Annotated in this window: 19 protein-coding genes; 16 read left to right on the top strand and 3 right to left on the bottom strand. The window is 64.9% G+C overall.

Going from position 1 to position 24,341, the window contains the following annotated elements; genetic code table 11:
- Positions 1-88: 88 nt before the first annotated feature.
- The 12 genes from F2P45_RS08945 (at position 89) to ppnP (ending at position 12,477) form a co-directional block, all read left to right on the top strand.
- Positions 89-517 (top strand): hypothetical protein, encoded by a 429-nt coding sequence (locus F2P45_RS08945; RefSeq protein WP_166873062.1) that lies wholly within the window; start codon positions 89-91, stop codon positions 515-517.
- A gap of 150 nt (positions 518-667) precedes the next feature.
- Positions 668-1,036 carry a hypothetical protein gene (locus F2P45_RS08940; RefSeq protein ID WP_166873059.1) on the top strand — a complete coding sequence of 123 codons (369 nt, stop codon included), beginning with the start codon at positions 668-670 and terminating at the stop codon, positions 1,034-1,036.
- A 158-nt stretch (positions 1,037-1,194) separates the two neighbouring features.
- The gene (gene argF / locus F2P45_RS08935; protein ID WP_166873055.1) at positions 1,195-2,127 is read left to right on the top strand and encodes an ornithine carbamoyltransferase; all 933 of its coding nucleotides are present in this window, start codon (positions 1,195-1,197) and stop codon (positions 2,125-2,127) included.
- A gap of 35 nt (positions 2,128-2,162) precedes the next feature.
- The gene (locus tag F2P45_RS08930) at positions 2,163-3,395 is read left to right on the top strand and encodes an argininosuccinate synthase (protein ID WP_099881441.1); all 1,233 of its coding nucleotides are present in this window, start codon (positions 2,163-2,165) and stop codon (positions 3,393-3,395) included.
- Positions 3,396-3,555: 160 nt separating this feature from the next.
- Positions 3,556-5,373 (top strand): methyl-accepting chemotaxis protein, encoded by a 1,818-nt coding sequence (locus F2P45_RS08925; protein ID WP_166873052.1) that lies wholly within the window; start codon positions 3,556-3,558, stop codon positions 5,371-5,373.
- Between the two features lie 11 nt (positions 5,374-5,384).
- Positions 5,385-5,855 carry a chemotaxis protein CheW gene (locus tag F2P45_RS08920; protein ID WP_166873049.1) on the top strand — a complete coding sequence of 157 codons (471 nt, stop codon included), beginning with the start codon at positions 5,385-5,387 and terminating at the stop codon, positions 5,853-5,855.
- On the top strand, positions 5,852-7,123 hold the full coding sequence (locus F2P45_RS08915) for a CheR family methyltransferase (protein WP_166873046.1): 1,272 nt from the start codon (positions 5,852-5,854) through the stop codon (positions 7,121-7,123). Before F2P45_RS08920 ends, F2P45_RS08915 begins: the two co-directional genes overlap by 4 nt.
- The gene (locus F2P45_RS08910; protein ID WP_166873043.1) at positions 7,120-7,806 is read left to right on the top strand and encodes a chemotaxis protein CheW; all 687 of its coding nucleotides are present in this window, start codon (positions 7,120-7,122) and stop codon (positions 7,804-7,806) included. Before F2P45_RS08915 ends, F2P45_RS08910 begins: the two co-directional genes overlap by 4 nt.
- Positions 7,803-10,070, top strand: a complete 2,268-nt coding sequence (locus F2P45_RS08905; protein ID WP_166873040.1) for a hybrid sensor histidine kinase/response regulator — start codon at positions 7,803-7,805, stop codon at positions 10,068-10,070. The genes F2P45_RS08910 and F2P45_RS08905 overlap by 4 nt, the downstream gene beginning before the upstream one ends.
- Complete coding sequence (cheB, locus tag F2P45_RS08900) at positions 10,067-11,086, top strand: chemotaxis-specific protein-glutamate methyltransferase CheB (RefSeq protein ID WP_166873037.1); 1,020 nt, start codon at positions 10,067-10,069, stop codon at positions 11,084-11,086. The genes F2P45_RS08905 and cheB overlap by 4 nt, the downstream gene beginning before the upstream one ends.
- Before the next feature lie 44 nt (positions 11,087-11,130).
- Positions 11,131-12,153 carry a diguanylate cyclase gene (locus F2P45_RS08895; protein WP_166873034.1) on the top strand — a complete coding sequence of 341 codons (1,023 nt, stop codon included), beginning with the start codon at positions 11,131-11,133 and terminating at the stop codon, positions 12,151-12,153.
- A gap of 12 nt (positions 12,154-12,165) precedes the next feature.
- The gene (ppnP, locus tag F2P45_RS08890; protein WP_166873030.1) at positions 12,166-12,477 is read left to right on the top strand and encodes a pyrimidine/purine nucleoside phosphorylase; all 312 of its coding nucleotides are present in this window, start codon (positions 12,166-12,168) and stop codon (positions 12,475-12,477) included.
- Between the two features lie 50 nt (positions 12,478-12,527).
- Here the strand turns inward: ppnP and F2P45_RS08885 are convergent, their stop codons facing one another.
- Entirely contained in the window at positions 12,528-15,653 is a 3,126-nt protein-coding gene (locus F2P45_RS08885) for a glycoside hydrolase family 3 protein (RefSeq protein WP_229504984.1), read from the bottom strand.
- A 292-nt stretch (positions 15,654-15,945) separates the two neighbouring features.
- Positions 15,946-16,986 carry a UDP-N-acetylmuramate dehydrogenase gene (gene murB / locus F2P45_RS08880; protein ID WP_166873027.1) on the bottom strand — a complete coding sequence of 347 codons (1,041 nt, stop codon included), beginning with the start codon at positions 16,984-16,986 and terminating at the stop codon, positions 15,946-15,948.
- A gap of 115 nt (positions 16,987-17,101) precedes the next feature.
- Between murB and F2P45_RS08875 the strand changes: the two genes are divergently transcribed.
- From F2P45_RS08875 to F2P45_RS08865, 3 genes are all read left to right on the top strand, one after another.
- Positions 17,102-17,587 (top strand): YajQ family cyclic di-GMP-binding protein, encoded by a 486-nt coding sequence (locus F2P45_RS08875; RefSeq protein WP_099881460.1) that lies wholly within the window; start codon positions 17,102-17,104, stop codon positions 17,585-17,587.
- A 247-nt stretch (positions 17,588-17,834) separates the two neighbouring features.
- Positions 17,835-19,100 (top strand): nitronate monooxygenase, encoded by a 1,266-nt coding sequence (locus tag F2P45_RS08870; protein WP_166873024.1) that lies wholly within the window; start codon positions 17,835-17,837, stop codon positions 19,098-19,100.
- Positions 19,101-19,234: 134 nt separating this feature from the next.
- A complete protein-coding gene (locus F2P45_RS08865; protein ID WP_166873021.1) occupies positions 19,235-21,622 on the top strand; it encodes a sensor domain-containing protein in 2,388 nt (795 codons plus the stop codon).
- Between the two features lie 51 nt (positions 21,623-21,673).
- Here the strand turns inward: F2P45_RS08865 and F2P45_RS08860 are convergent, their stop codons facing one another.
- The gene (locus F2P45_RS08860; RefSeq protein WP_166873018.1) at positions 21,674-22,612 is read right to left on the bottom strand and encodes an exopolyphosphatase; all 939 of its coding nucleotides are present in this window, start codon (positions 22,610-22,612) and stop codon (positions 21,674-21,676) included.
- A gap of 331 nt (positions 22,613-22,943) precedes the next feature.
- Between F2P45_RS08860 and F2P45_RS08855 the strand changes: the two genes are divergently transcribed.
- Positions 22,944-24,296, top strand: coding sequence for a sensor histidine kinase (locus tag F2P45_RS08855; RefSeq protein ID WP_166873015.1), 1,353 nt, complete (start codon positions 22,944-22,946; stop codon positions 24,294-24,296).
- Positions 24,297-24,341 lie beyond the last annotated feature (45 nt).

Raw genomic sequence — 24,341 nt, 5'->3', positions numbered from 1 at the left:
GTTTTACAAAGGAAGTGTTGCTTCTGGGATTGATTGAAACTATAGTTGCTGGATGCACAATCCGTATCAATCCCCGGCGGGCTCCGCGATGGAGCCCGCCCAGCCCCCGGGCAAGCGGCCGCTGTCGGTATGGCTGCTTCTGCTGGTCCTGGCCGTGATCGCGCTCTTGATCGCCTTCGGCGCGATCAGTTCCATCTGGATGCTGATCGCGCTTCCGGGCTGGATGAACGTCCGCTTCATGGTCGACGTCGCCATTCGCCTGGCCATGGTGGCGTTTTTCGTGGGCGCGCTGATCGGCGTCGCGCAACGGCGGCGCTGGGGGCGCTGGCTCGGCCTGCTCGTCATCGCCGGACTCACGCTCATGGTCTTGCTCATGCCCGATACGGCGCGGTACGACAATGAAGCCCAGCGCAGCGGCGGCGCCTTTGGCCGCATGATCCTGGCGCCATTGCTGATGGCCTTGTGGGCCTACCGCTTCGGCTTATCGGCCAAGGCACGCCGCTATTTTGCGGGCTGAATCCAGCGCCAAGGCAGTTGTTGCTACCGAGATTGATTGACCTTATAGTAGCGGATGCATAATCCATACCAATCCCCGTCCAGCCTGGCGCCCGACCTCCGCCCCGCGCCAGGCAAGCGTCCACTGTCCATATGGCTGCTACTGCTGGTCTTGGGCGCGCTGGCGCTCTTGTTTGCGGTGAACACCGCGGCGATCATCTGGTTTGTATTCTCTTACGGGGCTGGACTGCCTGTCAGCTTCCTGCCCGACGTCGGATGGCGCCTGGCCCTGCTTGCAGCCGGGCTGGGCGCACTGTTTGGCATTCTGCGCCGGCGGCAATGGGCTCGCTGGCTTGCCGTGCTCGGCATGACGGCGCTGACCGCCGCCCTGTTTTTCATCCCGGATACGGCGCACTACGCCAACGATGCCGAGCGGCTCGCCACTGCCACCGGCGGCACGATCGTCGCGCCAGCGCTGATGGGCTGGTGGATCTACGCATTCGGATTCTCAAGCAAGGCAAAACGCTATTTTGCGGACTGACCGGTGCCGGCCACCCTGTGGACCCGCCGGATGGCTGGCGGCGCCATGCGGTATAGTATGCGGTTGCCCCCGGCAAATTTTCAAAACCCTTATAATTGATCCGCAACCCTACGCCAGGGCCCGGCCGCCTGCGGCTCACGCATTCAATCGTTGTGTCTATGCCTACAAATAAACCGATCAAGCATTTCCTCCAGTTTTCCGACTTCACGCTGGCCGAATTCGAGTACGTGATCGAACGCGCCAAGATCATCAAGCGCAAGTTCAAGAACTACGAGGTCTACCACCCCCTGATCGACCGCACCCTGGTCATGGTGTTCGAGAAGAACTCGACCCGCACCCGCCTCTCGTTCGAAGCCGGCATGCACCAGCTGGGCGGCGCCGCGATCTACCTGAACACGCGCGACAGCCAGCTCGGACGCGGCGAACCGGTCGAAGACGCCGGCCAGGTCATGAGCCGCATGTGCGACATCATCATGGTGCGCACCTTCGGCCAGGACATCATCGAGCGCTTCGCCGCCAACTCGCGCGTGCCGGTGATTAACGGCCTGACCAACGAACACCACCCGTGCCAGGTGCTGGCCGATATCTTCACCTTCGTCGAACACCGCGGCTCGATCGCCGGCAAGATCGTCACCTGGGTGGGCGACGCCAACAACATGCTGTACTCCTGGCTGCAGGCGGCCGACGTGTTCGGCTTCCACCTGAACGTCGCCACGCCCAAAGGCTACGACATCGACCATGCGCTGGTGTCGACCACCCGCTTCACCGTCTTCGACAACCCGTCGGACGCGTGCCAGGGTGCCCACCTGGTCAACACCGATGTGTGGACCAGCATGGGCTACGAGAAGGAAAACGCGGCCCGCCTGGCCGCTTTCGACGGCTACATCGTCGATGGCGCCAAGATGGCGCGCGCCGCGCCCGACGCGCTCTTCATGCACTGCCTGCCGGCCCACCGCGGCGAGGAAGTCGCGGCCGAGGTCATCGACGGACCGCAGTCGGTGGTCTGGGACGAGGCCGAAAACCGCCTGCACGTGCAGAAGGCGCTGATCGAATACCTGCTGCTCGGCGCAATCCCGGGCAGCGCGGAATAACAACACCACATCGTCAACCCAAGATTGGAATCTCCATGAGCGACATTAAAAAAGTAGTCCTCGCCTATTCGGGCGGCCTGGACACCTCGGTCATCCTGAAATGGCTGCAGGATAACTACAAGTGCGAAATCGTCACCTTCACCGCCGACCTGGGCCAGGGCGAAGAGCTGGAACCGGCGCGCGCCAAAGCCATCAAGTTCGGCATCAAGCCCGAGAACATCTACATCGACGACGTGCGCGAAGAATTCGTGCGCGACTTCGTGTTCCCGATGTTCCGCGCGAACACCGTGTACGAAGGCGAATACCTGCTCGGCACCTCGATCGCCCGTCCCCTGATCGCCAAGCGCCTGATCGAAATCACGCGCGCCACCGGCGCCGACGCGATTTCGCATGGCGCCACCGGCAAGGGCAACGACCAGGTGCGTTTCGAACTGGGCGCGTATGCGCTCAAACCCGACGTCAAGATCATCGCCCCGTGGCGCGAATGGGACCTGCTGTCGCGTGAAAAACTGCTCAAATACGCGGAAGACGCCGGCATCGCCGTCGACATGAAGCACAAGAACGGCGGCGCGCCCTACTCGATGGACGCCAACCTGCTGCACATCTCCTTCGAAGGCCGCCATCTGGAAAACCCGAGCGCCGAAGCCGAAGAATCGATGTGGCGCTGGACCGTCAGCCCGGAAGCGGCACCGGACCAGGCCGAGTACCTCGACCTCGAATACGAAAAGGGCGACATCGTGGCCATCAACGGCGTGCGCATGTCGCCGGCAGCTGTATTGACGGAACTGAACCGCCTGGGCGGCAAGCACGGCATCGGCCGCCTTGACCTGGTCGAAAACCGCTACGTCGGCATGAAGTCGCGCGGCTGCTACGAAACCCCGGGCGGCACCATCATGCTGCGCGGCCACCGCGCCATCGAATCGATCACCCTGGACCGCGAAGTGGCCCACCTCAAGGATGACCTGATGCCGCGCTACGCGTCGATGATCTACAACGGCTACTGGTGGGCGCCGGAGCGCGTCGCGCTGCAAACCCTGATCGACCACACCCAGCAAACCGTCAACGGCTGGGTACGCATGAAGCTGTACAAGGGCAATGTGATCGTGGTCTCGCGCGATTCGAAGACCGATTCGCTGTTCGACATGAACATCGCGACCTTCGACGAAGATGGCGGCGCCTACAACCAGGCCGACGCCGGCGGTTTCATCAAGCTCAATGCGCTGCGCATGCGCATTGCGGCCGTGGCGCGCGAGAAGCGCGGCCAGTAAGTCCCTGGCAAGACCAATGCGGTTGATCCGTCGTTTCTGCCAATGGCAGGGGCGACGTTTTTTTTGGGGCTGACGGTTTGTTAGAGACGAAAATGTACCGTGCCGTGCTTCAACGATGTTACATTTATAGAGAACAACATCGTACCCGGAGAGCCCCCCCATGTTTACAGACCTGAGCATCAAGAACAAGCTGTTTCTCGGCTTCGGCGCCATTGTCGCCATCATCCTGTTCCTGCTGATCCTGGCCTACAACAATTTCTCCAAGGTGTCCGAAGCAAGCCGCTGGGATCGCCACACGCTTGAGGTCCTGCTTGAAACCAACAAAATTGCGACGAATGTGCTGGAAATCCAGGCTGAAACACGCGGCTTCCTGCTCACCGGCGACGAGCGCTTCCTGACTCCCGACATCAACGAAGAAAAGTTTTTAGGCGAAAACATCCGCCGCGCAATCGAGCTCACCGCCGACAATCCGACCCAGAATGCGCGCGTCAAGAAGCTCGACGAGCTGACCTCCACCTGGCTCAAGACGGTCATCCACCCGCTGATCGAGCGCCGCCGCGCCCTGGGCAAGGCCAGTGACGAAGTCACCGCGCACATCGTCGGTTCGCCCGAACTGGCGAGCGGCTTCCAGAGCGTCAGCCAGGTGCGCGCCCTGATCGACCAGATGGGCGAGGACGAAAGCGCCCTGCTGGCGGGGCGCTCGGCCGCATCGGCCCAACTGCAGCAGACCATGTCGCTGCTGCTGAGCGTGGGCGGCGTGATCTGCGTGGCGCTGGCCTCGATCGTGGCCTGGATGCTGGCGCGCGCCCTGCTCACTCCCCTCAACAACCTGACCGAAGCGGTCGGCAAGATCGCCGCCGGCCAGCAGTCGGCGCGCGCGGCGGTGGTGTCGGGCGACGAGCTGGGCAAGGTCACCGAAGAATTCAACCGCATGGCCCAATCGATCCAGGACAGCCAGGCCGACCAGGCGGCCGCCACCAATACCCTGCGCGCCAATGTCGACGCCCTGCTCGACGTGGTCTCCAAGGCCGCCATCGGCGACCTGACCGGCACCGTGACGATTACCGGGACCGACGCCATCGGCCGCATGGGCGACGGCCTGAAAACCATGGTCGGCAACCTGCGCATTTTGCTCAACAACGTGCAAAAGGCCGGCATCCAGGTCACCACCTCGGCCACCGAAATCGCCGCCTCGGCCAAGCAGCAGGAAGCGACCGGCATCGAACAGGCCCAGACCAGCATCGAAATCCTCTCGACCACCAAGGAAATCTCGGCCAACACCACCCAGCTGCTGAAAACCATGGAAGACGCCACCGCGGTGGCCGACTACACCACCAGCGCCACCGCCGACGCCCAGCAAAACCTCAAGCGCATGGACAGCACCATGCAGCACATGGTCTCGGCCACCGACTCCATCAACGCCAAGCTGGCCGCGCTGTCCGAAAAAGCGAGCAACATCAACAGTGTGCTGATCACCATCACCAAGGTGGCCGACCAGACCAACATCCTCTCGCTCAACGCCGCGATCGAAGCCGAAAAAGCCGGCGACGCCGGGCGCGGTTTCTCGGTGGTGGCCACCGAAATCCGGCGCCTGGCCGACCAGACCTCGGTCTCGACCTGGGACATCGAGCAAATGCTCAAGGAGATGCAGTCGGCGGTATCGGCCAGCGTGATGGGCATGGACAAATTCTCCGAAGAGATCCGGCGCAGCGTGGGCGAAGTGCGCCAGGTGGGCGAACAGCTCTCGACCGTGATGGACCAGGTGCAAAAACTCGCGCCCCAGTTCGACCTGGTGCTGCAGGGGATGCAGTCGCAGGCGGTGGGCGCTTCGCAGATTTCCGACACCATGATGCAGTTGAACGACGCCACCCAGCAGACGGTCGAATCGCTCAAGGCCACCAGCGAAGCGGTGCACCAGTTGCAGTACGCCGCCAGCGACCTGCAATCGTCGGTGGCCACCTTCTCGGTCAACGCCTGAGGAGCGCGTCGATGAAAGTGATGGTCTTTCACATCGGCGCCGACCGCTACGCCCTGCCCCTGTGGGCGGTGGCGCGGGTGGTGCCGGCCGCCGCCCTGAAAGCCATTCCGCGCGCGCCGGCCTGGGTGGCCGGCCTGCTCGACCTGCACGGCGAACCGGTGCCGGTGATCGACCTCTCCAGCCTGGCCGGGGTGCCGCCCGCCCAGCTCTGGTACGACTCGCGCATCATCCTGGTCGACTATCGGCTCGATCAAGCGCTGGGCGACGGCGCCACGCGCCCGCTCGGCCTGCTGGCCGAACACGTGGTCGGCGTCGACAGCGTCGATGGCGAGGCCCTGCTCGAACCGGGCGTGGCCGGCGCGCCTTTCCTGGGCCGGGTCTCGGCCAGCGCGGCCGGCATGCTGCAACTGGTCAGCCTCGATCAACTGCTCGCGCCGGACGTGCGCGCGCTGCTGTTCCAGGGCGCGGGAGCGGCGCCATGAGTGCACGCGACCGGCTCCAGCAAGTGACGGGCCTGAACCTGACCGAGGCCATCGTGGAGCGCGCCGTCGAACGGCGCATGCAGGCGCTCGCGCTGGCCGACGCCCTTGCCTACCAGCGCCTGCTGGCCACCAGCGCGCAGGAAATGACGGCGCTGACCGAACTGGTGGTGGTGCCGGAATCGTGGATGTTCCGCGATGCCGAAGCCTTCGTGGCGGCCACCGCTTTCATCGCGCGGCGCCTGGAAGCGGGCGGCGCGCGCCCGGTGCGCATCCTGTCGGTGCCGTGCGCCGGCGGCGAAGAGCCGTATTCGATGGCCATGTCGCTGCGCAGCGCCGGCGTGGGCGGCGCCGACGTCGCGATCGACGCGGTCGACCTGTCGCAGGTGGCGCTGGCGCGCGCGCGCGCCGGCCTCTATACCCGCAATGCCTTTCGCGGGCGCCATCTCGATTTTCGCGAGCGCTTTTTTACGGCGGTCGGCGCCGAATACCAGATCTGCGACGAGATCCGCGGCCAGGTGACGTTCAACCAGGCCAACCTGCTCGATCCGGCCTTTTCCAGCCGGCCGGGCTACTACGACGTCATTTTTTGCCGCAACCTGCTGATCTACTTCGACGACCCCACCGTGGCGGCGGCCATCGCCAGCCTGTCGCGCCTGCTGGCCGACGACGGCATCCTGTTCGCCGGCTACGCCGAAGTACCGGCGTTCTGCCGCAACGGCTTTGCCGCGCTGCGCGCGCCGGGTGCGTTCGCGCTCGAAAAAGCCGGCGCCGGTGCGTCCTGGCCGCCCCGCCTGCCGGCGCGCCAGCACGCGCGCCCGCCGCCGCCGGCGCGGCCGGTGGTCCATACGCCGGCGCTGAGCGCGGGGCCAGTCGCGCGCCCGCTGCGCGCCACGGCGCCGGCCGCGCTCAAGACCGCAGCGGCCGACCTGCTCGCGCGCGCGCGCCGCCAGTCCGACCTGGGCGACTTGCAGGGCGCCGCCGCGGCCTGCCGCGAGCTGCTGGAGCACGATCCCGATTCGGCCGACGCCTATTTCATCCTCGGCATGGTCAGCGAATGCGAACAGAAAATGGACGCCGCCGGCGACTACTGGCGCCGCTGCGTCTACCTCAAACCCGATCACTACGAGGCGCTGTGCCACCTGGCCCTGCTGGCCGAGCAAAGCGGCGACCGGGTCCAGGCGGCCGCCTTCAAGCAGCGCGCCGCGCGCATCTACCAGCGCGCCAACGGTAACGAGCGCGACAGCGCGGCGCGCAAGGATGCCCGATGAGCAGCGTCCCGGACACCCTGCACGCGCTCGACGACCAGGATTGCTGGAACCGGATCGGCGTGGCCGGCGACATGAGCTGTCCCAAGCTCGAACAGCACGTCCACTGCCGCAACTGCGAGGTGTACGCCGGCGCGGCCAAACGCAGCATGCAGCGCCCGGTGGACGCCGCCTACCGCGAGGACTGGGCCGCGCTGCTGCGCCAGCCGCAGGCCGCGCGCGCGCAGCACGACAGCTCGGGCCTGGTGTTCCGCCTCGGGCGCGAATGGCTGATGCTGCCGACCCGCATCGTGGCCTCGGTCGCGCCGCTGGCGGCCAGCCATTCGCTGCCGCACCGCAGCGGCGGCGGCCTGACCGGCATCGTCAACGTCGGCGGCACCCTGGCGCCCTGCATCGCCCTGGCCACCCTGCTCGGCATCGACGAAAACGACGCCCCGCAACAGGGCGGGCGCCATGTGTTCGCGCGCCTGCTCGTCATCAATTGGGAAGAACAGTGCTTCGCCCTGCCGGTGGCCGACCTGCACGGCATCCTGCGCTACGGCGCGACCAGCGTGGGCGCGCCGGCGGCCACGCTCAACAAGGGCTTGCAGCGCTTCATCACGGGCGTGCTGACCCACGGCGAGATGCGCATCGGCGTGCTCGACGCGCCGCTGATCGGCCACCAGCTGACCAGGTTATTGCGATGAGCAGCGGCAGCGGCGACCTCAGTCAATTCTCGATGCTGGACCTGTTCCGCATGGAGGCGGACGGCCAGACCCAGATCCTCACCGACGGCTTGCTCTCCATGGAGCGCGGCGGCGGCGACGCCTCCACCCTTGATGCGATGATGCGCGCCGCCCACTCGATCAAGGGCGCGGCCGCCATCGTCGGCCTGGACGTGGTGGTACAGCTGGCGCACGGCATGGAAGACGCCTTCATCGCCGCCCAGCACGGCCAGTTGCAGCTCACGCCCGCGCGCATCGACGTGCTGCTGGCCGGGGTCGACCTGATCCTGCAATTCTCGACCCTGGACGAAGCCGGCCTGCCGGCCTGGCTGGAGCAGCATGGCGCGCGCATCACCGGCACCATGAACAGCATCGCCGGCATTGCACAGATCCAGTCGGCGCCGCTGCTGGAGATGCCGCCGCCGGCCCCGGTGGCGCCGCTTGCCGTGGCCGCCGTGGTAGCGGCCGCGCCGCCGCCGGCACCCGAAGAAGCGGCCCCGCAGCGGGCTCAGAGCGCGCCCAAGGTGGCCCAGAACTTCGACCGCCTGCTGGCCCTGGCCAGCGAATCGCGCATCAACGCGCACCAGATGCACCCGTTCATCGCATCGCTCCAGCGCTTCAAGCGCAACCAGGCGACCCTGTTCCAGGCACTCGAACAACTGCACGACGCGGTGGTACGCGGCGGCGACCCGGCCCTGATCGAACAATCGGCCCTGACCGGGCAAAAGGCCCATCCGCTCAAGCAGTTCATGCTCGAACACATGGCCGACATCGAAAGCTACGAGCGGCGCCTGCTGGGGGTATCGAAAAACCTGGTGGACGAAGTGCTGACCTTGCGCATGCGCCCTTTCCGCGACGGCGTGCAAGCCTTTCCCCGCATGGTGCGCGACCTGGCGCGCAGCCTGGGCAAGGAAGCCCAGCTGCTCATCGAAGGCGAAGACACGCTGGTCGACCGCGACATCCTGGCGCGCATCGAAAGTCCGCTCAACCACATGCTGCGCAACGCCGTCGACCACGGCATGGAAAGCCAGTCCGAGCGCATCGCCGCCGGCAAACCCGCGTTTGGGACCATCGTGCTGGAAGCGCGCCACCGCGCCGGCATGCTCAGTATCGAAATTTCGGACGACGGGCGCGGGGTGGACATCGAACGCATCCGGCGCCAGGTAATCGAGCGCAAGATGGCCAGCGCCGCCATGGCTGCCGCCATGTCGCAGCCCGAACTGATCGAATTCCTGTTCCTGCCCGCCTTCAGCCTGAAGGAAACCACCAGCGCCATCTCCGGGCGCGGCGTGGGCCTGGACATCGTGCACCAGACCATCCGCGAACAGAACGGCACGGTGCGCATCGAGTCGGTGCCGGGCGCCGGCTTTCGCACCTTTATCACCCTGCCGCTCACGCAATCGATCGTGCGCGCGCTGGTGGTCGAGGTGCAGGGCGAAGCCTACGCCATCCCGATCGTCAAGGTCGAACGGGTGCTCAAGGTGCCGCAAAGCGAGATCCACACGCTCGAAAACAAGCAGTTCTTCGACTTCGGCGGCGAGCACCTTGGCCTGGTGTCGGCGGCCCAGGTGCTCGAACTGGGCCAGATCGGGGCCGGCGCGGCCGAACTGCCGGTGGTGGTGATCGGCGCGGCCCAGCGCCGCTACGCGCTGGTTGTCGATGCGATTCGCGGCGAACAAAGCCTGGCGGTGCAGGCGCTCGATCCGATCTTCGGCAAGATGCGCGACATCAGCGCCGGCGCCCTGCTCGACGACGGCGTCCCGGTCCTGATCCTCGACGTGCCAGACCTGCTGCTGTCGATCGACAAACTGCTGCACGAAGGCGGCCTGCACCAGCTGGGCGCGCGCGGCGGCCCGGAAAAACGCAAGGTCAAGCGCATCCTGGTGGTGGACGACTCGCTCACCGTGCGCGAGATGGAACGCAAGCTGCTGCAGGGGCGCGGCTACCAGGTCGATATTGCGATTGACGGCATCGACGGCTGGAACGTGGTGCGCAGCGGCGACTACGACCTGTTAATCACCGACGTCGACATGCCGCGCATGGACGGCATCGAACTCGTTGGCCTGGTCAAGAAGGATATCCACTTGTACAAACTGCCCGTGATGATCGTCTCCTACAAGGACCGTCCCGAAGACCGCGCGCGCGGCATGAGCGCCGGCGCCGACTACTACCTGACCAAGGGCAGCTTCCACGACGAGACCCTGCTCGACGCCGTGTTCGACCTGATCGGAGACGCCGGCCTATGAAGATCGGGATTGCCAACGACGTCGCCATGGCGGCCGAAGCGCTGCGCCGGGTGGTGGCCAGCACCAGCGAACACCAGGTGGCGTGGATCGCGCGCACCGGCCTGGAAGCGGTGCGCATGTGCGCCGACAACCTGCCCGACCTGGTCCTGATGGACCTGAACATGCCGGTACTGGACGGAGTCGAAGCGACCCGCCAGATCATGGAACGCACGCCCTGCGCGATCCTGGTGGTCACCGGCCAGCCGCAGGACAATGTGAGCCAGGTGTTCCGCGCGCTCGGCGCCGGCGCGCTCGACGTCACCGCCACGCCGCTGCTGGCGCGCGGCGGCGGCGGCGACGCGGCGCTGCTGCACAAGATCAAAACCATCGGCAAACTGATTCGCGTGAGCGGCGCCGAGACCCAGTCGGCGCAAGCGCCCGAGCGGCTCGATGGAAAAATCAAGCACCTGCTGGCGATCGGATCGTCGACCGGCGGCCCAATCGCCGTGGCCAAGATCCTGGCCGGCTGGAACCCGGCCCCCGGCACCGCCATCGTGGTGGTCCAGCACATCGACGAAAACTTCGCCGCCCACTTTTCCAAGTGGCTCGGCGAGCAGCTCCTGATGCCGGTGCGCGTGGTCGAAGACGGCGACCCGCTCGAAGCGGGCTGCGTGCAGATCGCCCGCACCAACGACCACCTGGTCATGAGCGCGCGCCACCGCCTGCACTACGACGAAGTGCCGCGCGAGTACGCCTACCGGCCCTCGGTCGACGTGTTTTTCCACTGCGTGGCGCGGCACTGGGAAGGCGAGGCCACCGGCGTGCTGCTGACCGGCATGGGGCGCGACGGCGCCGCCGGCCTGCTCGCCATGCGCCAGGCCGGCAAGTCCACCATCGCCCAGGACCAGGCCAGCAGCGCCGTGTACGGCATGCCGCGCGCCGCCGCTGAAATCGATGCCGCGCAGCAAATTTTATCCTTGGAAAACATCGGTCGGGCATTGCGCAGTAGAATTGGGTCGAAACCGGCCGGGAATTGAGTACCCACCTTGGCGCCGGCTCACTACCGAAAAGCATATGACCGATGTCTGAAGTTTACAAAACCTACATGCCGGAACCGGCCGTTTTCAAGGTGCGGGTCCTGATCGTGGACGACCAGGCGATCATTGTCGAGGCGGTGCGGCGCATGCTGGCCGATCAAGCCGACATTGAATACCACTACGTGCTGGACTCGTCGCTGGCGCTCGAGACGGCCGAACAATTGCAGCCGAGCCTGATTCTGCAAGACCTGGTCATGCCCGGCATCGACGGCTTCGGGCTGATCGCGCAGTACCGCGAGCGCGAGAGCCTGCGCCACGTGCCGGTGATCGTGCTCTCGGCCAAGGAAGACCCCAAGCTCAAGGCGCACAGCTTTGCGGTGGGCGCCAACGACTACATGGTCAAGCTGCCGGACCGGCTGGAACTGCTGGCGCGGGTGCGCTACCACTCGGCGGCGCACATCAGCCGGCTGCAGCGCGACGAAGCGTTTCGCTTCCTGCGCGAGAGCCAGCAAAAACTGGCCGAAGCGAACATCGAACTGCAAAAGCTCGCCGCGCTCGACGGCCTGACCGGGATCGCCAACCGGCGCCGCTTCGACGACGTCATCAAGCTCGAATGGCAGCGAGGCCAGCGCGAACAGAAGCCGCTCTCGCTGCTGATGTGCGATATCGATTGCTTCAAGGCCTACAACGACAGCTTCGGCCACCTGGCGGGCGACCTGTGCCTGAAAAAGGCGGCGGCCGTGCTGACCGAAAACCTCAAGCGTCCGGCCGACCTGGCGGCGCGCTACGGCGGCGAAGAATTCGCCATCATCCTGCCCGAGACCAGCCTGGCCGGTGCGCAGGTGGTGGCGGACGCCGTGCGCAGCCACCTCGAAAAGCTGGCGCTGGACAATCCGCAGGCGGCGGGCGGCATCGTCACCATGTCGATCGGCGTGGCCAGCGTGGTGCCCTCGCGCGGCGACAGCGCCGACCAGCTGACCGCGCGCGCCGACAAGGCCCTGTACGCCGCCAAGACCGCCGGGCGCAACCGCGTGTGCGTGGCCGACACCGACATCCCTCCCACCTGAACAAGGAAATTCATGAGCATAATTCACAATGTCGCCGTCAGTAAAAAGTCCAATATCTACTTCGACGGCAAATGCGTCTCGCACACGCTGTTGCTGGCCGATGGCAGCAAGAAAACCGTCGGCGTGATCTTCCCCTCGCAGCTGACCTTCAACACGGCGGCGCCGGAAGTGATGGAAGTCGTGGCCGGCAAATGCCGGGTCAAGCTGGCCGGCAGCGACGCCTGGCAAGACTACGGCGCGGGCGAGCGTTTCAGCGTCGGCGCCAACACCTCGTTCCAGATCGACACCACCGAAACACTCGACTACGTCTGCCACTTCGGCTGACCCGCTTGAACGGACGCCGCCCGGCGTCCGTCCTTTAGCGCGACAACTGCTTACCGCACGAAGCGGATCTGCCGCAGTTTGTACTGCACCCCCTGCTGGTCGCCCCACTTTGGCAAGGTGCCGAACGGCATGCCGATGTTGCGCAGGTCAAAACAGGGATCGGCCGCCGCAATCAGCGTACCGACCTTGACCGAGACCGGCGTCCAGCCACCCGGCGCCGGACGGCCGAAGACATAATCGCCCGACTTGCAATTGGTGCCAGGGCTTTCCATCTTGACCGCCAGGCCGCCCGTATTGGCGCCATAGCTGCCGACATTGATTTCGAACTGCAAGGTGCCGCCGGCGAAGTTGCTCAGATTGACCGGCGTGCCGGTGATCATCACCAGGCCGTCGCCCCCGTCGGCGGCGAAGCTCATGTCCAGTCCATCGCCAGGCTTGATGCTGGCCTTGACGTGGCTGCCATTGGACGAGTACGTGGTCAGCGCCAGGTCGCCCGTCAGCGCGCCCGCATCGAACACGCCGTAGCTTGGTCCCGCCAGCGGCGGCGCGAACACCACCGGTTCCGGCACCAGGCTGGCACAGGTGGCGGCATCGGCATCCTTGCCAGCGCCCGGCACCCAGCGGATATTGGCGAACGAGGCGACCAACGCTTTCTCGGTATAGACCAGGAACGGCGTATCGATCAGGGTGAAGTCGGCGCCCTTGGCGGCAAAGCAGGACAGCGGCACTTTCACGCTACGCCTGGTCTCCAGCGGCAGCCCCTTGAACAAACTGGTGGCGTCCACTTCTCCCGCGCAAGGGTGCTTGCAGTCCACCCGCATTTTCACCGCCCCGGCCGGGGCCTTGTGCACGATGGTGTCGAACACCAGGGCCGCGTCGGCGTTGAGGTAGGCTTCGCGGTCGGCCGTGGCAGCCGCTTGCGAATAGAACTGGCCGGCGCCGCTCCAGCTGATTTTCTTGCCGTCCTGCTGGACATTGATCTGGGTGGTCTCGGCTTTGACGTTGGGCAAGGTCGTGACCGCGTTCAGGTCGGCGCCCAGCGCCAGCGACCAGGCGCTCGGGTCGCCGATGCGGGCCGTGTAGGGCGCCTGGTCGGCCGAGCGGAACACCTCCAGGTCGCTACTGGCCTGGCTGCCGTTACCGGCGGCCTGGGCGCAGCCGAGGGTCGGCGCCGTTTCGTCGAGTTTGCCCAGTTTGCTGTCGTCCGCGTAGCGCATCCCGAAACCATAGGCAAACAGCGGAGCGTAGTTGGCGTCGCCCTTGTTGGCCATCTGGCACGCCGTTTTGGGCCAGGAGAACGACAGCTTGCCGTGCAGGTCCAGATTGACGTCGCCATTGTCCTTGCGGAACAGGACATCGGTGACGCCCTTGCCTTCGGTGCCGGGCAGCCAGGCCACCACGAACGCGCTTGAGCGGTTCAGTTCCTTGTTGACCCAGACCGGACGGCCGGTGACTAGCACGGTGACCACCGGCACGCCCTTGCCAGTGACGGCATCGAGCACGGCCAGGTCTTCCGGATAGCGGCGCGCATGCTCCAGCGTGCCGCTGCGGCCGATATCGCCCACGCCTTCGGCATACGGGGTTTCGCCGATGACGGCGATGACCGCCTTGAAGTCGGCCACCTTGACGTCGGCGGCGTTCTGGCGGTACACCACGTTGGCGTCGCCGGCCACCGATTTGATCGCGGCCAGGATGCTGTCGGCGTTCGGGAAGTCGGCATTGGTGTTGGTCGTGCCCTGCCAGGTGAGCGACCAGCCGCCGGTTTGGTTGGACAGACTGTCGGCGCTTTTGCCGACCACCAGGATCTTGTCGCCGCGCTTGAGCGGCAATACCTTGTTGTCGTTTTTCAGCAGTACCAGCGACTTTTGCACCGCTTCGCGCGCCAGGGCGCGATGCTGCAGGCGGCTGGCATCGGTGAAGGGGCGTTCGAGCGGCGCCTTGGCCGTCATGATACCGGCCCGGAATTTCACGCGCAGGATGCGGGTGACGGCATCATCGATGCGCGCCAGCGGAATGTCGCCATTGTTGACCGAGGCGATGGTGTTTTCGATAAACTCTTTCCACTTGTCCGGGACCATGATCATGTCGACCCCGGCCTTGATCGCCTGCGCGCAACTGCCGTCGCTGCAGCCAGGCACCTGGGCGTGGCCGTTCCAGTCGCCGATGACGAAGCCGTCGAAGCCCATTTTGGTCTTGAGCACATCGGTCAGCATCTCTTTGCTGCCGTGCATCTTGCCGACCTTGATAGTCAGGCTCTCATTGTCCCAGCTGTTGAACGAGGCCATCACGGTCTGGGCGCCGGCGCCAAGGGCGTGGTAGTACCCCTGGCCGTGAATGTTGATCATGTCGTTGCGGCTGGACATGTTGACGCCCTGATCCCGGCCCAGATCGGTGCCGCCGTCGCCGATGAAGTGCTTGGCCGTGGCGATGACGTTGCCGCCGCCGGCAAAATCGTTCTGCAAGCCCTTGACCATTTCACGCGCGTACCTGGTGACGATCAAGGGATCTTCGGAATAACCTTCATAGGTGCGGCCCCAGCGGTCATCACGCACCACCGCCAGGGTCGGGGCGAAGGTCCAGTCGATCCCGGTCGACGATACCTGGGCGGCCACGGCCGCGCCGATGCGGCGCATCATGGCCGGATCGTTGGCGGCGCCCAGGCCGATGTTATGCGGGAACATGGTGGCGCCGTACACATTATTGTGGCCGTGCACCGCGTCGGTACCCCAGATCACCGGGATTTTAACCTTGGCATCGGTGGCCATGGACGCTTTCCAGTAGGCGTCGGCCAGCTTGAGCCAGTCCGCCGGCGCCGCCAGCTTGTTGTTACCCGGAAAAGAGCCACCGCCGTTCAGCACCGAACCGATATAGTACTGGCGCACCTGGTCCGGGGTGATGCTCTTGATTTCGGGCTGCGTCATCTGTCCGACTTTCTCGGCCACGCTCATCCCGGCCACGATCGCGGCGATGGAGGACTCCATCGCCGGATCCTTCTTGATATCGCTGGGCACGTTGGGGAAGTCGCTGTACTGCGCTACCTTGTCGACGGCGACGGGCGGCGGCGTGGGGATATCCGGTTTGGCCGGGTCGCTGTCGCTATCGCAGGCGGCCAGCATGGCGCCACAGGCGGCCGCTGCCAGCACCGTCCGGATCGAGGTACGTAATTTGTCTCGCATCTTGTTTGTCTCCTGATTGAATGGCCGGGACCCGCCAGTGCTGTCGCACGGTTGCGGGCTACCCTTGGCGAGAAGGCGCCGGCAATCGCGGAAACCGGAATTGGAAGCGCTTCACTCGCACTTTCATTATTTAGCAGAATTGACAAAAAAGATAATGTTTTCTGAACATTGTCGACGTGGAAGGGGTCGCCCGGACAGGGTCGCCCGGACAGGGTCGCCCGGACAGGGTCACCCGGACAGGGTCGCCCCGGGGAGCGCCAGGCGCAGGCCTGGCGCGCATGGCCTGGCTCGCTTAGACGAAGACGGGCTCGGTTTCGAGGGCGACCCCGAAACGGGCCAGCACGTCGGCCTGGATGGCGCGCGCCAGCGCCAGCACCTCGGCGCCGCTGGCACCGCCACGGTTGACCAGCACCAGCGCCTGCTTTTCATAGACGCCGGCCGCGCCCAGGCTGCGCCCTTTCCAGCCGCACTGGTCGATCAGCCAGCCGGCCGCGAGCTTTTCGCTGCCGTCGGCCTGTTTGTGATGCACCAGCGCCGGGTGCGCGGCCAGCAAGGCGGTACATTGTTCGCTACCGACCACGGGATTTTTGAAGAAGCTGCCGGCGTTGCCGATCTGCGCCGGATCGGGCAATTTGCGGCGCCGGATCGCCACCACCGCGTCGCTGATCTGCTGCGCCGTCGGCGCCCCCAGCCCGCCTGCCGCCAGTTCCTGCGCCAGCTCGGCGTACTTGAGGTTGGGCACCCACGCGCGCGGCAGCGCGAAGGTGACGTCGACGATCACCAGCCCCGCCCCGTCGGCATGCTTGAACACGCTGTCGCGGTAGCCGAAGCGGCAGGCCGCCGCGTCCATCGTGCGCAGCGTTCCGGCGGCGATGTCGAATACCGTCAGCGCATGGAACAGGTCCTTGACTTCTGCCCCGTAGGCGCCGATATTCTGGATCGGGGAGGCGCCCACCGTGCCGGGAATGAGGGCCATGTTTTCCAGCCCGCCCAGCCCCTGCGCGAGCGTCCATTGCACGAAGTCATGCCAGGTTTCGCCGGCGCCGGCGCGCACCAGCACACTGCCGCTGTCCGCTGTCACTGCTTCGCCCACCAGCGCGCGTCCTTCGATGGCCATGTGCAGCACCAGTCCCTCGAAGTCGCCCGTGAGCACGGTGTTGCTGCCGCCGCCGAGCAGCAGGCGCGGCATGGCCGCCAGCGCCGGATCGGCCATCACCTGCGCCAGTTGCCCGGCCTGGGTCACCCTGAGGTAGGCGCGCGCGCGGGCGTCGATGCCGAATGTATTGACGCTGCGGAGGGAAAAGTCGGGCGAAATGACGAGGTCTGTTGGCATGAATGAGCGTTGTGGAGGCATTTAGGGGAAAAAACCGGTGCAGTTCAGGGGCGCCGCCCCCGTTGTCCGTTAAAATATCGGCATTCTACATTTTGCAAGTAAAAAGGATCCCATTATGCCGTCGTTTGATGTCGTCTCCGAAGCAGACATGATTGAAGTGAAAAACGCCGTCGAGCAGTCGAACAAGGAAATCACCACCCGTTTCGATTTCAAAGGCAGCTCGGCCAAGGTCGAACAGAAGGATACCGAACTGACCGCGTTCGCCGATTCCGATTTCCAGCTCTCGCAAGTGCGCGATGTGCTGACCAATAAGCTGGCCAAGCGCAAGGTCGATGTGCGTTTCCTCGATGAGGGCAAGATCGAGAAAATCGGCGGCGACAAGGTCAAACAGGTGATCAAGGTGAAAAACGGCATCGAAACCGACGATGCCAAGAAAATCGTCAAGGTGATCAAGGATAGCAAGATGAAGGTCCAGGCCAGCATCCAGGGCGAATCGGTGCGCGTCACCGGCGCCAAGCGCGACGACTTGCAGGCCGCCATGGCGATGCTGCGCAAGGATGTGCCCGACATGCCGCTGGAATTCAATAACTTCCGCGATTAAGCAGCACGGCGCGCCGATCGTTCGGCTTCGTCGTTCAATCGGCGAGGTCGGGCGGGAGTGGGCGAGATGCCGGCCGGTGGCGCCGCAGCGCGCCGCCCTGGAAGCGCGGACATACCGTGGAGTATTGTCCCGGCTTTGCTCGCTGGAACGCAGAACACCCAGGGTCGCTTGGGGTAGAATTGTAGGTGCGCAAGCGGCCCGCAGGCCGCGCCAGCGCACCAGTAAACTTGGCAGTCTAAGGATAGCAATGAAACGTGTTGATGATTTCCGCCTGCGTCTGGGCAACAAGGAATATGTGCCCATCATGATCGGTGGCATGGGCGTCGATATTTCGACCTCCGAACTGGCACTCGAAGCGGCGCGCCTGGGCGGGATCGGGCATATTTCCGATGCCATGGTTGAGGATGTTTCGGACCGCAAGTTCGACACCAGCTATGTCAAAGACAAAACCAAGACCTATAAGTTCAATATCAACAATATGGACAAGGCGGTGGTGCAGTTCGACCTGGCGCGCCTGGCCGATGCCACCCGCCGCCACGTCGGCGCGACCATGGAAGCGAAACGCGGCGATGGCCTCATTTTCGTGAACTGCATGGAAAAGCTGACCATGAATTCGCCGCGCGAAACCTTGCGCACGCGTTTGACGGCCGCGCTCGACGCCGGCATCGACGGCATCACCATGTCGGCCGGCCTGCACCTGGGCTCGTTCGCGCTGATCGCCGACCATCCGCGTTTCCGCGACGCCAAGCTGGGCATCATCGTCTCGTCCGTGCGCGCGCTGCAGATTTTCCTGCGCAAGGTGGCCAAGCTGGACCGCCTGCCGGACTTCATCATCGTCGAAGGCCCGCTGGCCGGCGGCCACCTGGGCTTCGGCATGGACTGGGCCGAGTACGACCTGCACACCATCATGGATGAAATCCATGCGTACATGCGCGCAGAAAAGCTTGAGATTCCATTGATCGCGGCCGGCGGCGTGTTCACCGGCACCGACGCGGCCGGCTTCCTGGAAAAAGGCGCCGCCGGCGTTCAGGTGGCGACCCGCTTCACCATCACCCACGAGTGCGGCCTGCCGGACAAGGTCAAGCAGGAGTACGTGCGCGCCACCGAAGACGACATCATCGTCAACGGCATCTCGCCGACCGGCTATCCGATGCGCATGCTCAAGAGCACGCCGGCGATCGGCGCCGGCATCCGCCCGGGCTGCGAATCGTATGGCTATCTGCTCGATGCGACCGGGAACTGTTCTTACATCAATTCGTACAACCGCGAAGTGCTGGCCAATCCGGACAGCAAGACCGTGGTGGTGATGGACAAGACCTGCCTGTGCACGCACATGCGCAATTTCAATTGCTGGACTTGCGGCCATTACACCTATCGCCTCAAGGATACAACCCACAAGCTGGCCGACGGCAATTACCAGATGCTGTCGGCCGAGCATGTGTTCCAGGACTACCAGTTCAGCGTCGATAACCAGATCGCCTTGCCGGTACGCCAGGAAATCGCGCTGGCATAAGGCGCTTGCGCACTTCCCGGCGGGCTGCTTGCCCGCCGGTACCCCGCCTCAATTTCTTTCGCCACGGTGCTGGCGGCGCCGAACCTCCCGCTCTTTTGCCTGTCCAACCTTCATCGTGACGATTGGAGAGGTGCATGCCTGCCCGCGAGAAAGCCCGTTCTGCGGCCTTGCTGATCGATGCAAGCGGCCAGATCATTACCTGGAACAGCGCGTGCGAAAAAGTGCTCGGCATCGCCGCCGCCGATGCGCTGCGCCAGCCCCTGACGGCGCTGCTCAGCGAACAGGGCCGCGGAACCTGGCGCCAGCGCTGGGCCGGTATTCCCAGCGATTGCGATGCCGCCGAGCTCGAATTCGTGCGCCCCGACGGCAGCACCCACACCATTTTCCTCACCCTGCTGCCGCAGTTCGGCCACGACGGCGCGCTCAGCCATCTGATCGCCATGCTCGACGGCGCCAGCGACGAGTCCGATTCCGAGGCGGTCGGGCGCATGCCGCTCTCGAGCATCATCGATGTGCTGCCCGGCACCTTCTACGTGCTGCGCGAGGATGGCAGCTTTGCGCTGTGGAACACAACGCTGGAACAGGTCACCGGCATGGCCCCCGATGAAGTGCGCTGCGCCAACGCGCTCGACATGTATCACCTGGCCGAAAAGCGCGTGATCGCCGCCAGCATCCGCAACGTCTTCGATCACGGCGCCCAGGCCATGGTCGAGGCGAATTATCTCGACAAGCACGGCCACGCCACGCCCTACCTGCTGTGCGGCGCGCGCATCAGCTGCCGCGGCCGCTATTACCTGTGCGGCATGGGGCTCGATATTTCCGAACGGCGCGCCCAGGAAGACCGGCTGCGCCTGCGCGAACGCGCCCTGCACGCCACCAGCAGCGGCCTGGTGATTTCGCGCTGCGCCGGCCGCGACAATCCGATCGAGTACGCCAACCCGGCCTTCGAGCGCATCACCGGCTACAGTTCGGAAGAAGTGATCGGGCGCGATGCGCGCTTCATGGGCATACCCGGCATGGACGAGGACGATCGCGACCAGTTACGCGCGGCCGTGCGCGAGCGGCGCGAAGTGAACGTGGTGTTCCGCAACCGGCGCCGCAATGGCGAGATTTTCTGGAACGACCTGACCATCACCCCGGTCAGCGACGGCACCGGCAAAGTCACCCATTTCATCGGCGTCATCAACGACGTCACCGCCGTCAAGCAGCGTACCGCCCATCTTGAACACGAGGTCAACCACGATGCGCTGACCGGGCTGGCCAACCGCACCCTGCTGTGGGACCGGCTGGAACAGGCGCTGCACATGGCCCAGCGTAACAAGTCGCTGGTGGCCACCGTGCTGATCGACCTGAACGGGTTCAAGCAGATCAACGATGGCTATGGCCACGAGGCGGGCGACCAGGTGCTCAAGATGGTGGCGCGGCGCCTGCAATCGTCGGTGCGCGAGAGCGATACGGTGGCGCGCCTGTCGGGCGACGAGTTCGTGCTGGTGCTAGTCAACCAGCCGTCGCTGCGCTACACCCTGCGCATGATCGAGCGCCTGCGCGTGAGCTTGTCGCAGCCGGTCAGCTTCGATTCGACCGACATCGCGGTCGGCGGCAGCATCGGCGTGAGCGTCTATCCTCATGACGGCACAGGCGCGCTCGACCTGGTGCGGGCGGCCGACGTGGCGATGTACCACGCCAAGGCGGCCAATACGGGCGAGGTGCATTTCTTTTCGTCCGACATGAAGTCGACCACCCAGGCCAAGCAAAAGCTCGAAGACGGCATGCGCGGCGCGCTCGAACGCCACGAACTGTTCCTGCTGTACCAGCCCCAGATCTGCCTGCGCAGCGGCCGCATCCAGGGACTGGAAGCGCTGTTGCGCTGGCGCCATCCGGAACTGGGGGTGCTGGCGCCCGCCTCATTCCTGCCCGAAGCCGAAGAAACCGGCATGATCGTCGCCATTGGCGACTATGTGCTCGAAGAAGCCTGCCTTTTCATGCAGCGCATGGGCAGCGCCGGGTTTGCGCCGCTGCCGGTGGCGGTCAATGCCTCGGGCCGCGAATTCTCCCAGCCTCACTATGCCGAACACATCGCCGCCATCCTGGCGGCCCACAAGATAGCGCCTTCGCAGCTGGAACTCGAATTGCGCGAAGAGAGCCTGAACATCAATCCGCATCTGAGCGTGGAAGTGGTGTCGCAGTTGCGCGACCTGGGCGTGCTGCGCTCGCTCGACGCCTTTGGCGACAGCTCCTCGAACCTGAATTTCTTGCAAAAGCTGCCGCTCACGCACGTCAAGCTGGCCAAGATGGCGGTGCACCAGATCACGGCCGACGCGCGCAGCGGCGCGGTGGCCAAGGCGCTGATCGATGTCGGCCACGACCTCGGCGCGCGGGTCATCGCCAAGGGGGTGGAAACACGGGTGCAGATGGAGTTTTTAAGGGCCAACCTGTGCGACGAGCTGCAGGGAACGTATTTCAGCGCCCCGCTGGCCGAGCATGCCCTGCACGATATGCTGGTGGCGGCGCCGGCGGCCTGAGCCAGCCGGCGCCCGCCCGCTTCCCGCCCGCTTCATGCACCGGACCTGCGCTCAGCCTTCGCTGGTGATGCGCTGGATCAGCGCGCCCAGCACTTCCTCGGCCAGTTCGTTCGAGACCTGGCAGGTGCCGGCGTTTTCGTGCCCGCCGCCGCCGTATTCGAGCATCAGGGCGCCGATATTGGTGCGCGAGGTCCGGTTCAGGATCGACTTGCCGGTGGCGAACACGGTGTTCTGGTTTTTCAGGCCCCACAGTACGTGGATCGAGATATTCGTTTCCGGGAACATGGCGTAGATGATGAAGCGGTTGCCGGCGTAAATGGTTTCTTCCGCGCGCAGGTCGAGCACGACCAGGTTGCGGTGCACGCTGGCGCAGCGCTTGATCTGTTCCTTGCATTTGTCGTTGTGCTCGAAGTACAGATCCATGCGCTCCTTGACGTCGGGCAGCGCCATGATATCGTCGATCGTGTGATTTTTACAATACTCGATCAGGTCCATCATCAGCGCGTAGTTCGAGATGCGGAAGTCGCGGAAGCGCCCCAGCCCGGTACGCGCATCCATCAGGAAGTTGAGCAGGTCCCAGCCGTGCGGATCGAGCACTTCCTGCTGGTTGAAGCGCGCCGCGTCGCCCTTGTCGACCGCGGCCATCATGTCGTACCAGGCGGCCGGGAAGGCCGAGGCGCCGCCGTAGTAGTCGTACACCACCCGCGCGGCCGAGGGCGCTTCGGGATGGATGATGTGGTTGGCGCGCTCGCCGCTGTTGCGGATCGTCTCCGATAAATGGTGGTCGAATGCCATGTGCACCCCGGCCACGTACGGCAGGTTGGTGGTGATATCGCCGTCGCTGACCACGATTTTGCCGTCCTGCATGTCCTTGGGGTGGACAAACAGGATATCGTCGATCAGGTCCAGGTGTTTGAGCAGGACGGCGCAGACCAGGCCATCGAAATCGCTACGCGTGATCAAACGGTATTTTTTCACATCGGCAGACATAGGACATTCCCTTTGGCAGGTGGAACAGCGGGCCGGCCGCGGCCGGTTCGATCCTTCATCATACCGCGCAACCGGCCGCTGCGCGCGCTCCGATGCCGTACGCTTTGTTCGCGCACCCTGTTCCCCCAATCGTGCAGCCTGTCGCAAAGGCCGCGCACGGCGCCGGCGCGCGTCCTACAGTGGCAACATCTCATCAGTATTAGCGGCCGCAAGCGTTTTTTCGGGCGCCGGGAGGCGCGCAGCGGGTACACTCGCCGCTACGACAATCTCACGCAATGTCACGCAGTTTTATCCATCGCAGTTTTCATCCATTTAACGGAACATATTCACCATGGAAGCACGCCGCCCTCCCGAGCAAGCCATCGCGACCGTCCTGGCGTGGCTGCAGCGCGCCTTCGACGCCACCGCCACCTGGGTGACCCAGCTATCGTGGTGGAAGTTTTTCCTGTTCGCGGCACTGGCCCTGATCGCCGCCTCGATCTTGCAGAACGAGCTGTTTTCGGGCGGCGACGTGATCGAGGTGCGGCCGGAACGCAAACGCGACAAGCGCGAAGGCAATATCATCTTCGACGACAGCGGCATCAGCTACAGTCCGCCGCTTAAGCGCAGGGCGCCGCCCGAGCCGGCCGAAGTACCCGAGCAGCCGGAAGCACCCGAAACACCCGAGGTCCCGGAAGCAGCGGAGACAGCGGAGACAGCGGAAACGCCGGACGTTCCCGATGCGCCGCAACCGCCCGAGGCCGGCGTCCATACCGGCAAGCCCGCCAAACCGGCCCGGGTCATCGTGCCGGAAACGCACCCGCCAGTTGTCGTACCCGGGTCGGGCGACGGCGAAGTGCGCGTCGCGCTGCCGCCACAGATCGTCGAGGGTTTGTCGAGCGCGATCGAAGCGGCTGTCGAAAATGCCGCCGAAGAAAAAGTGAAGGTGTATCACGGCCAGGCCTCGACCTGGTTCAAGAGTTTCGTCTCCCTGCTGGTGCTGGCCCTGTTCGCCACCAAGGCGCTGGTCGGCGGCAAGAAGCGCGCCGAAGCCGAAACCCAGACCGCGAATGCCGCCGCCGAGCGCGAATCGATGCAGCGCCAGCTGTCGGAAGCGCGCATGCAGATGATGCAGGCCCAGGTCGAGCCGCACTTCCTGTTCAATACCCTGGCCTCGGTGGAATACCTGATCGAGACCGACCCGCCGCGCGCCTCGGCCATGCAGCGCAGCCTGATCCAGTACCTGCGGGCGGTGCTGCCGCAGATGCGCGACAACGCCGTGGTCACCAACCTCGGACGCGAGGCGGACATGGTCAAGGCCTACCTGAGCCTGCTGAAGATGCGGATGGAGGAGCGCCTGCAGGTCGACCTGCGCATTCCGGACGGCCTGCGCAGCGCGGCGTTTCCGCCGATGATGCTGCAGTCGATGGTCGAGAACGCCATCAAGCACGGCCTCGAATGCAAGCCCGAAGGCGGCTCCCTCGCCATCGTGGCCGAGGTGGCGCACAACAAGCTGCGCGTGATCGTCAGCGATAACGGGGTCGGCTTCGGCGTGTTCCCCAGCGATGGCACCGGGCTGGGGCTGATGACGATTCGCGAACGCCTCAAGCTCCTGCACGGCGACGCCGGCCAGCTGCACATCGCGGCCAACACGCCGAGCGGCGTGATCGCCACCATCGAAGTGCCTTATCAGGTATCGAAGTAATGCACAAGCGAGCGCAGCCGTTGAAAACGGGCCAAGGAATTGATT

The sequence above is a fragment of the Massilia mucilaginosa genome (genome assembly GCF_011682145.1).
Lineage (GTDB): Bacteria > Pseudomonadota > Gammaproteobacteria > Burkholderiales > Burkholderiaceae_D > Telluria_A > Telluria_A mucilaginosa.
This window is presented reverse-complemented; position numbering and strand designations above follow the sequence as displayed.

Bases quoted from the DNA above. Each gene is read 5' to 3' on its own strand.
- F2P45_RS08945 (WP_166873062.1), top strand. From the start codon at position 89: ATGGAGCCCGCCCAGCCCCCGGGCAAGCGGCCGCTGTCGGTATGGCTG.
- argF (WP_166873055.1), top strand. From the start codon at position 1,195: ATGCCTACAAATAAACCGATCAAGCATTTCCTCCAGTTTTCCGACTTC.
- F2P45_RS08930 (WP_099881441.1), top strand. From the start codon at position 2,163: ATGAGCGACATTAAAAAAGTAGTCCTCGCCTATTCGGGCGGCCTGGAC.
- F2P45_RS08925 (WP_166873052.1), top strand. From the start codon at position 3,556: ATGTTTACAGACCTGAGCATCAAGAACAAGCTGTTTCTCGGCTTCGGC.
- F2P45_RS08920 (WP_166873049.1), top strand. From the start codon at position 5,385: ATGAAAGTGATGGTCTTTCACATCGGCGCCGACCGCTACGCCCTGCCC.
- F2P45_RS08915 (WP_166873046.1), top strand. From the start codon at position 5,852: ATGAGTGCACGCGACCGGCTCCAGCAAGTGACGGGCCTGAACCTGACC.
- F2P45_RS08910 (WP_166873043.1), top strand. From the start codon at position 7,120: ATGAGCAGCGTCCCGGACACCCTGCACGCGCTCGACGACCAGGATTGC.
- F2P45_RS08905 (WP_166873040.1), top strand. From the start codon at position 7,803: ATGAGCAGCGGCAGCGGCGACCTCAGTCAATTCTCGATGCTGGACCTG.
- cheB (WP_166873037.1), top strand. From the start codon at position 10,067: ATGAAGATCGGGATTGCCAACGACGTCGCCATGGCGGCCGAAGCGCTG.
- F2P45_RS08895 (WP_166873034.1), top strand. From the start codon at position 11,131: ATGTCTGAAGTTTACAAAACCTACATGCCGGAACCGGCCGTTTTCAAG.
- ppnP (WP_166873030.1), top strand. From the start codon at position 12,166: ATGAGCATAATTCACAATGTCGCCGTCAGTAAAAAGTCCAATATCTAC.
- F2P45_RS08885 (WP_229504984.1), bottom strand. From the start codon at position 15,653: ATGCGAGACAAATTACGTACCTCGATCCGGACGGTGCTGGCAGCGGCC.
- murB (WP_166873027.1), bottom strand. From the start codon at position 16,986: ATGCCAACAGACCTCGTCATTTCGCCCGACTTTTCCCTCCGCAGCGTC.
- F2P45_RS08875 (WP_099881460.1), top strand. From the start codon at position 17,102: ATGCCGTCGTTTGATGTCGTCTCCGAAGCAGACATGATTGAAGTGAAA.
- F2P45_RS08870 (WP_166873024.1), top strand. From the start codon at position 17,835: ATGAAACGTGTTGATGATTTCCGCCTGCGTCTGGGCAACAAGGAATAT.
- F2P45_RS08865 (WP_166873021.1), top strand. From the start codon at position 19,235: ATGCCTGCCCGCGAGAAAGCCCGTTCTGCGGCCTTGCTGATCGATGCA.
- F2P45_RS08860 (WP_166873018.1), bottom strand. From the start codon at position 22,612: ATGTCTGCCGATGTGAAAAAATACCGTTTGATCACGCGTAGCGATTTC.
- F2P45_RS08855 (WP_166873015.1), top strand. From the start codon at position 22,944: ATGGAAGCACGCCGCCCTCCCGAGCAAGCCATCGCGACCGTCCTGGCG.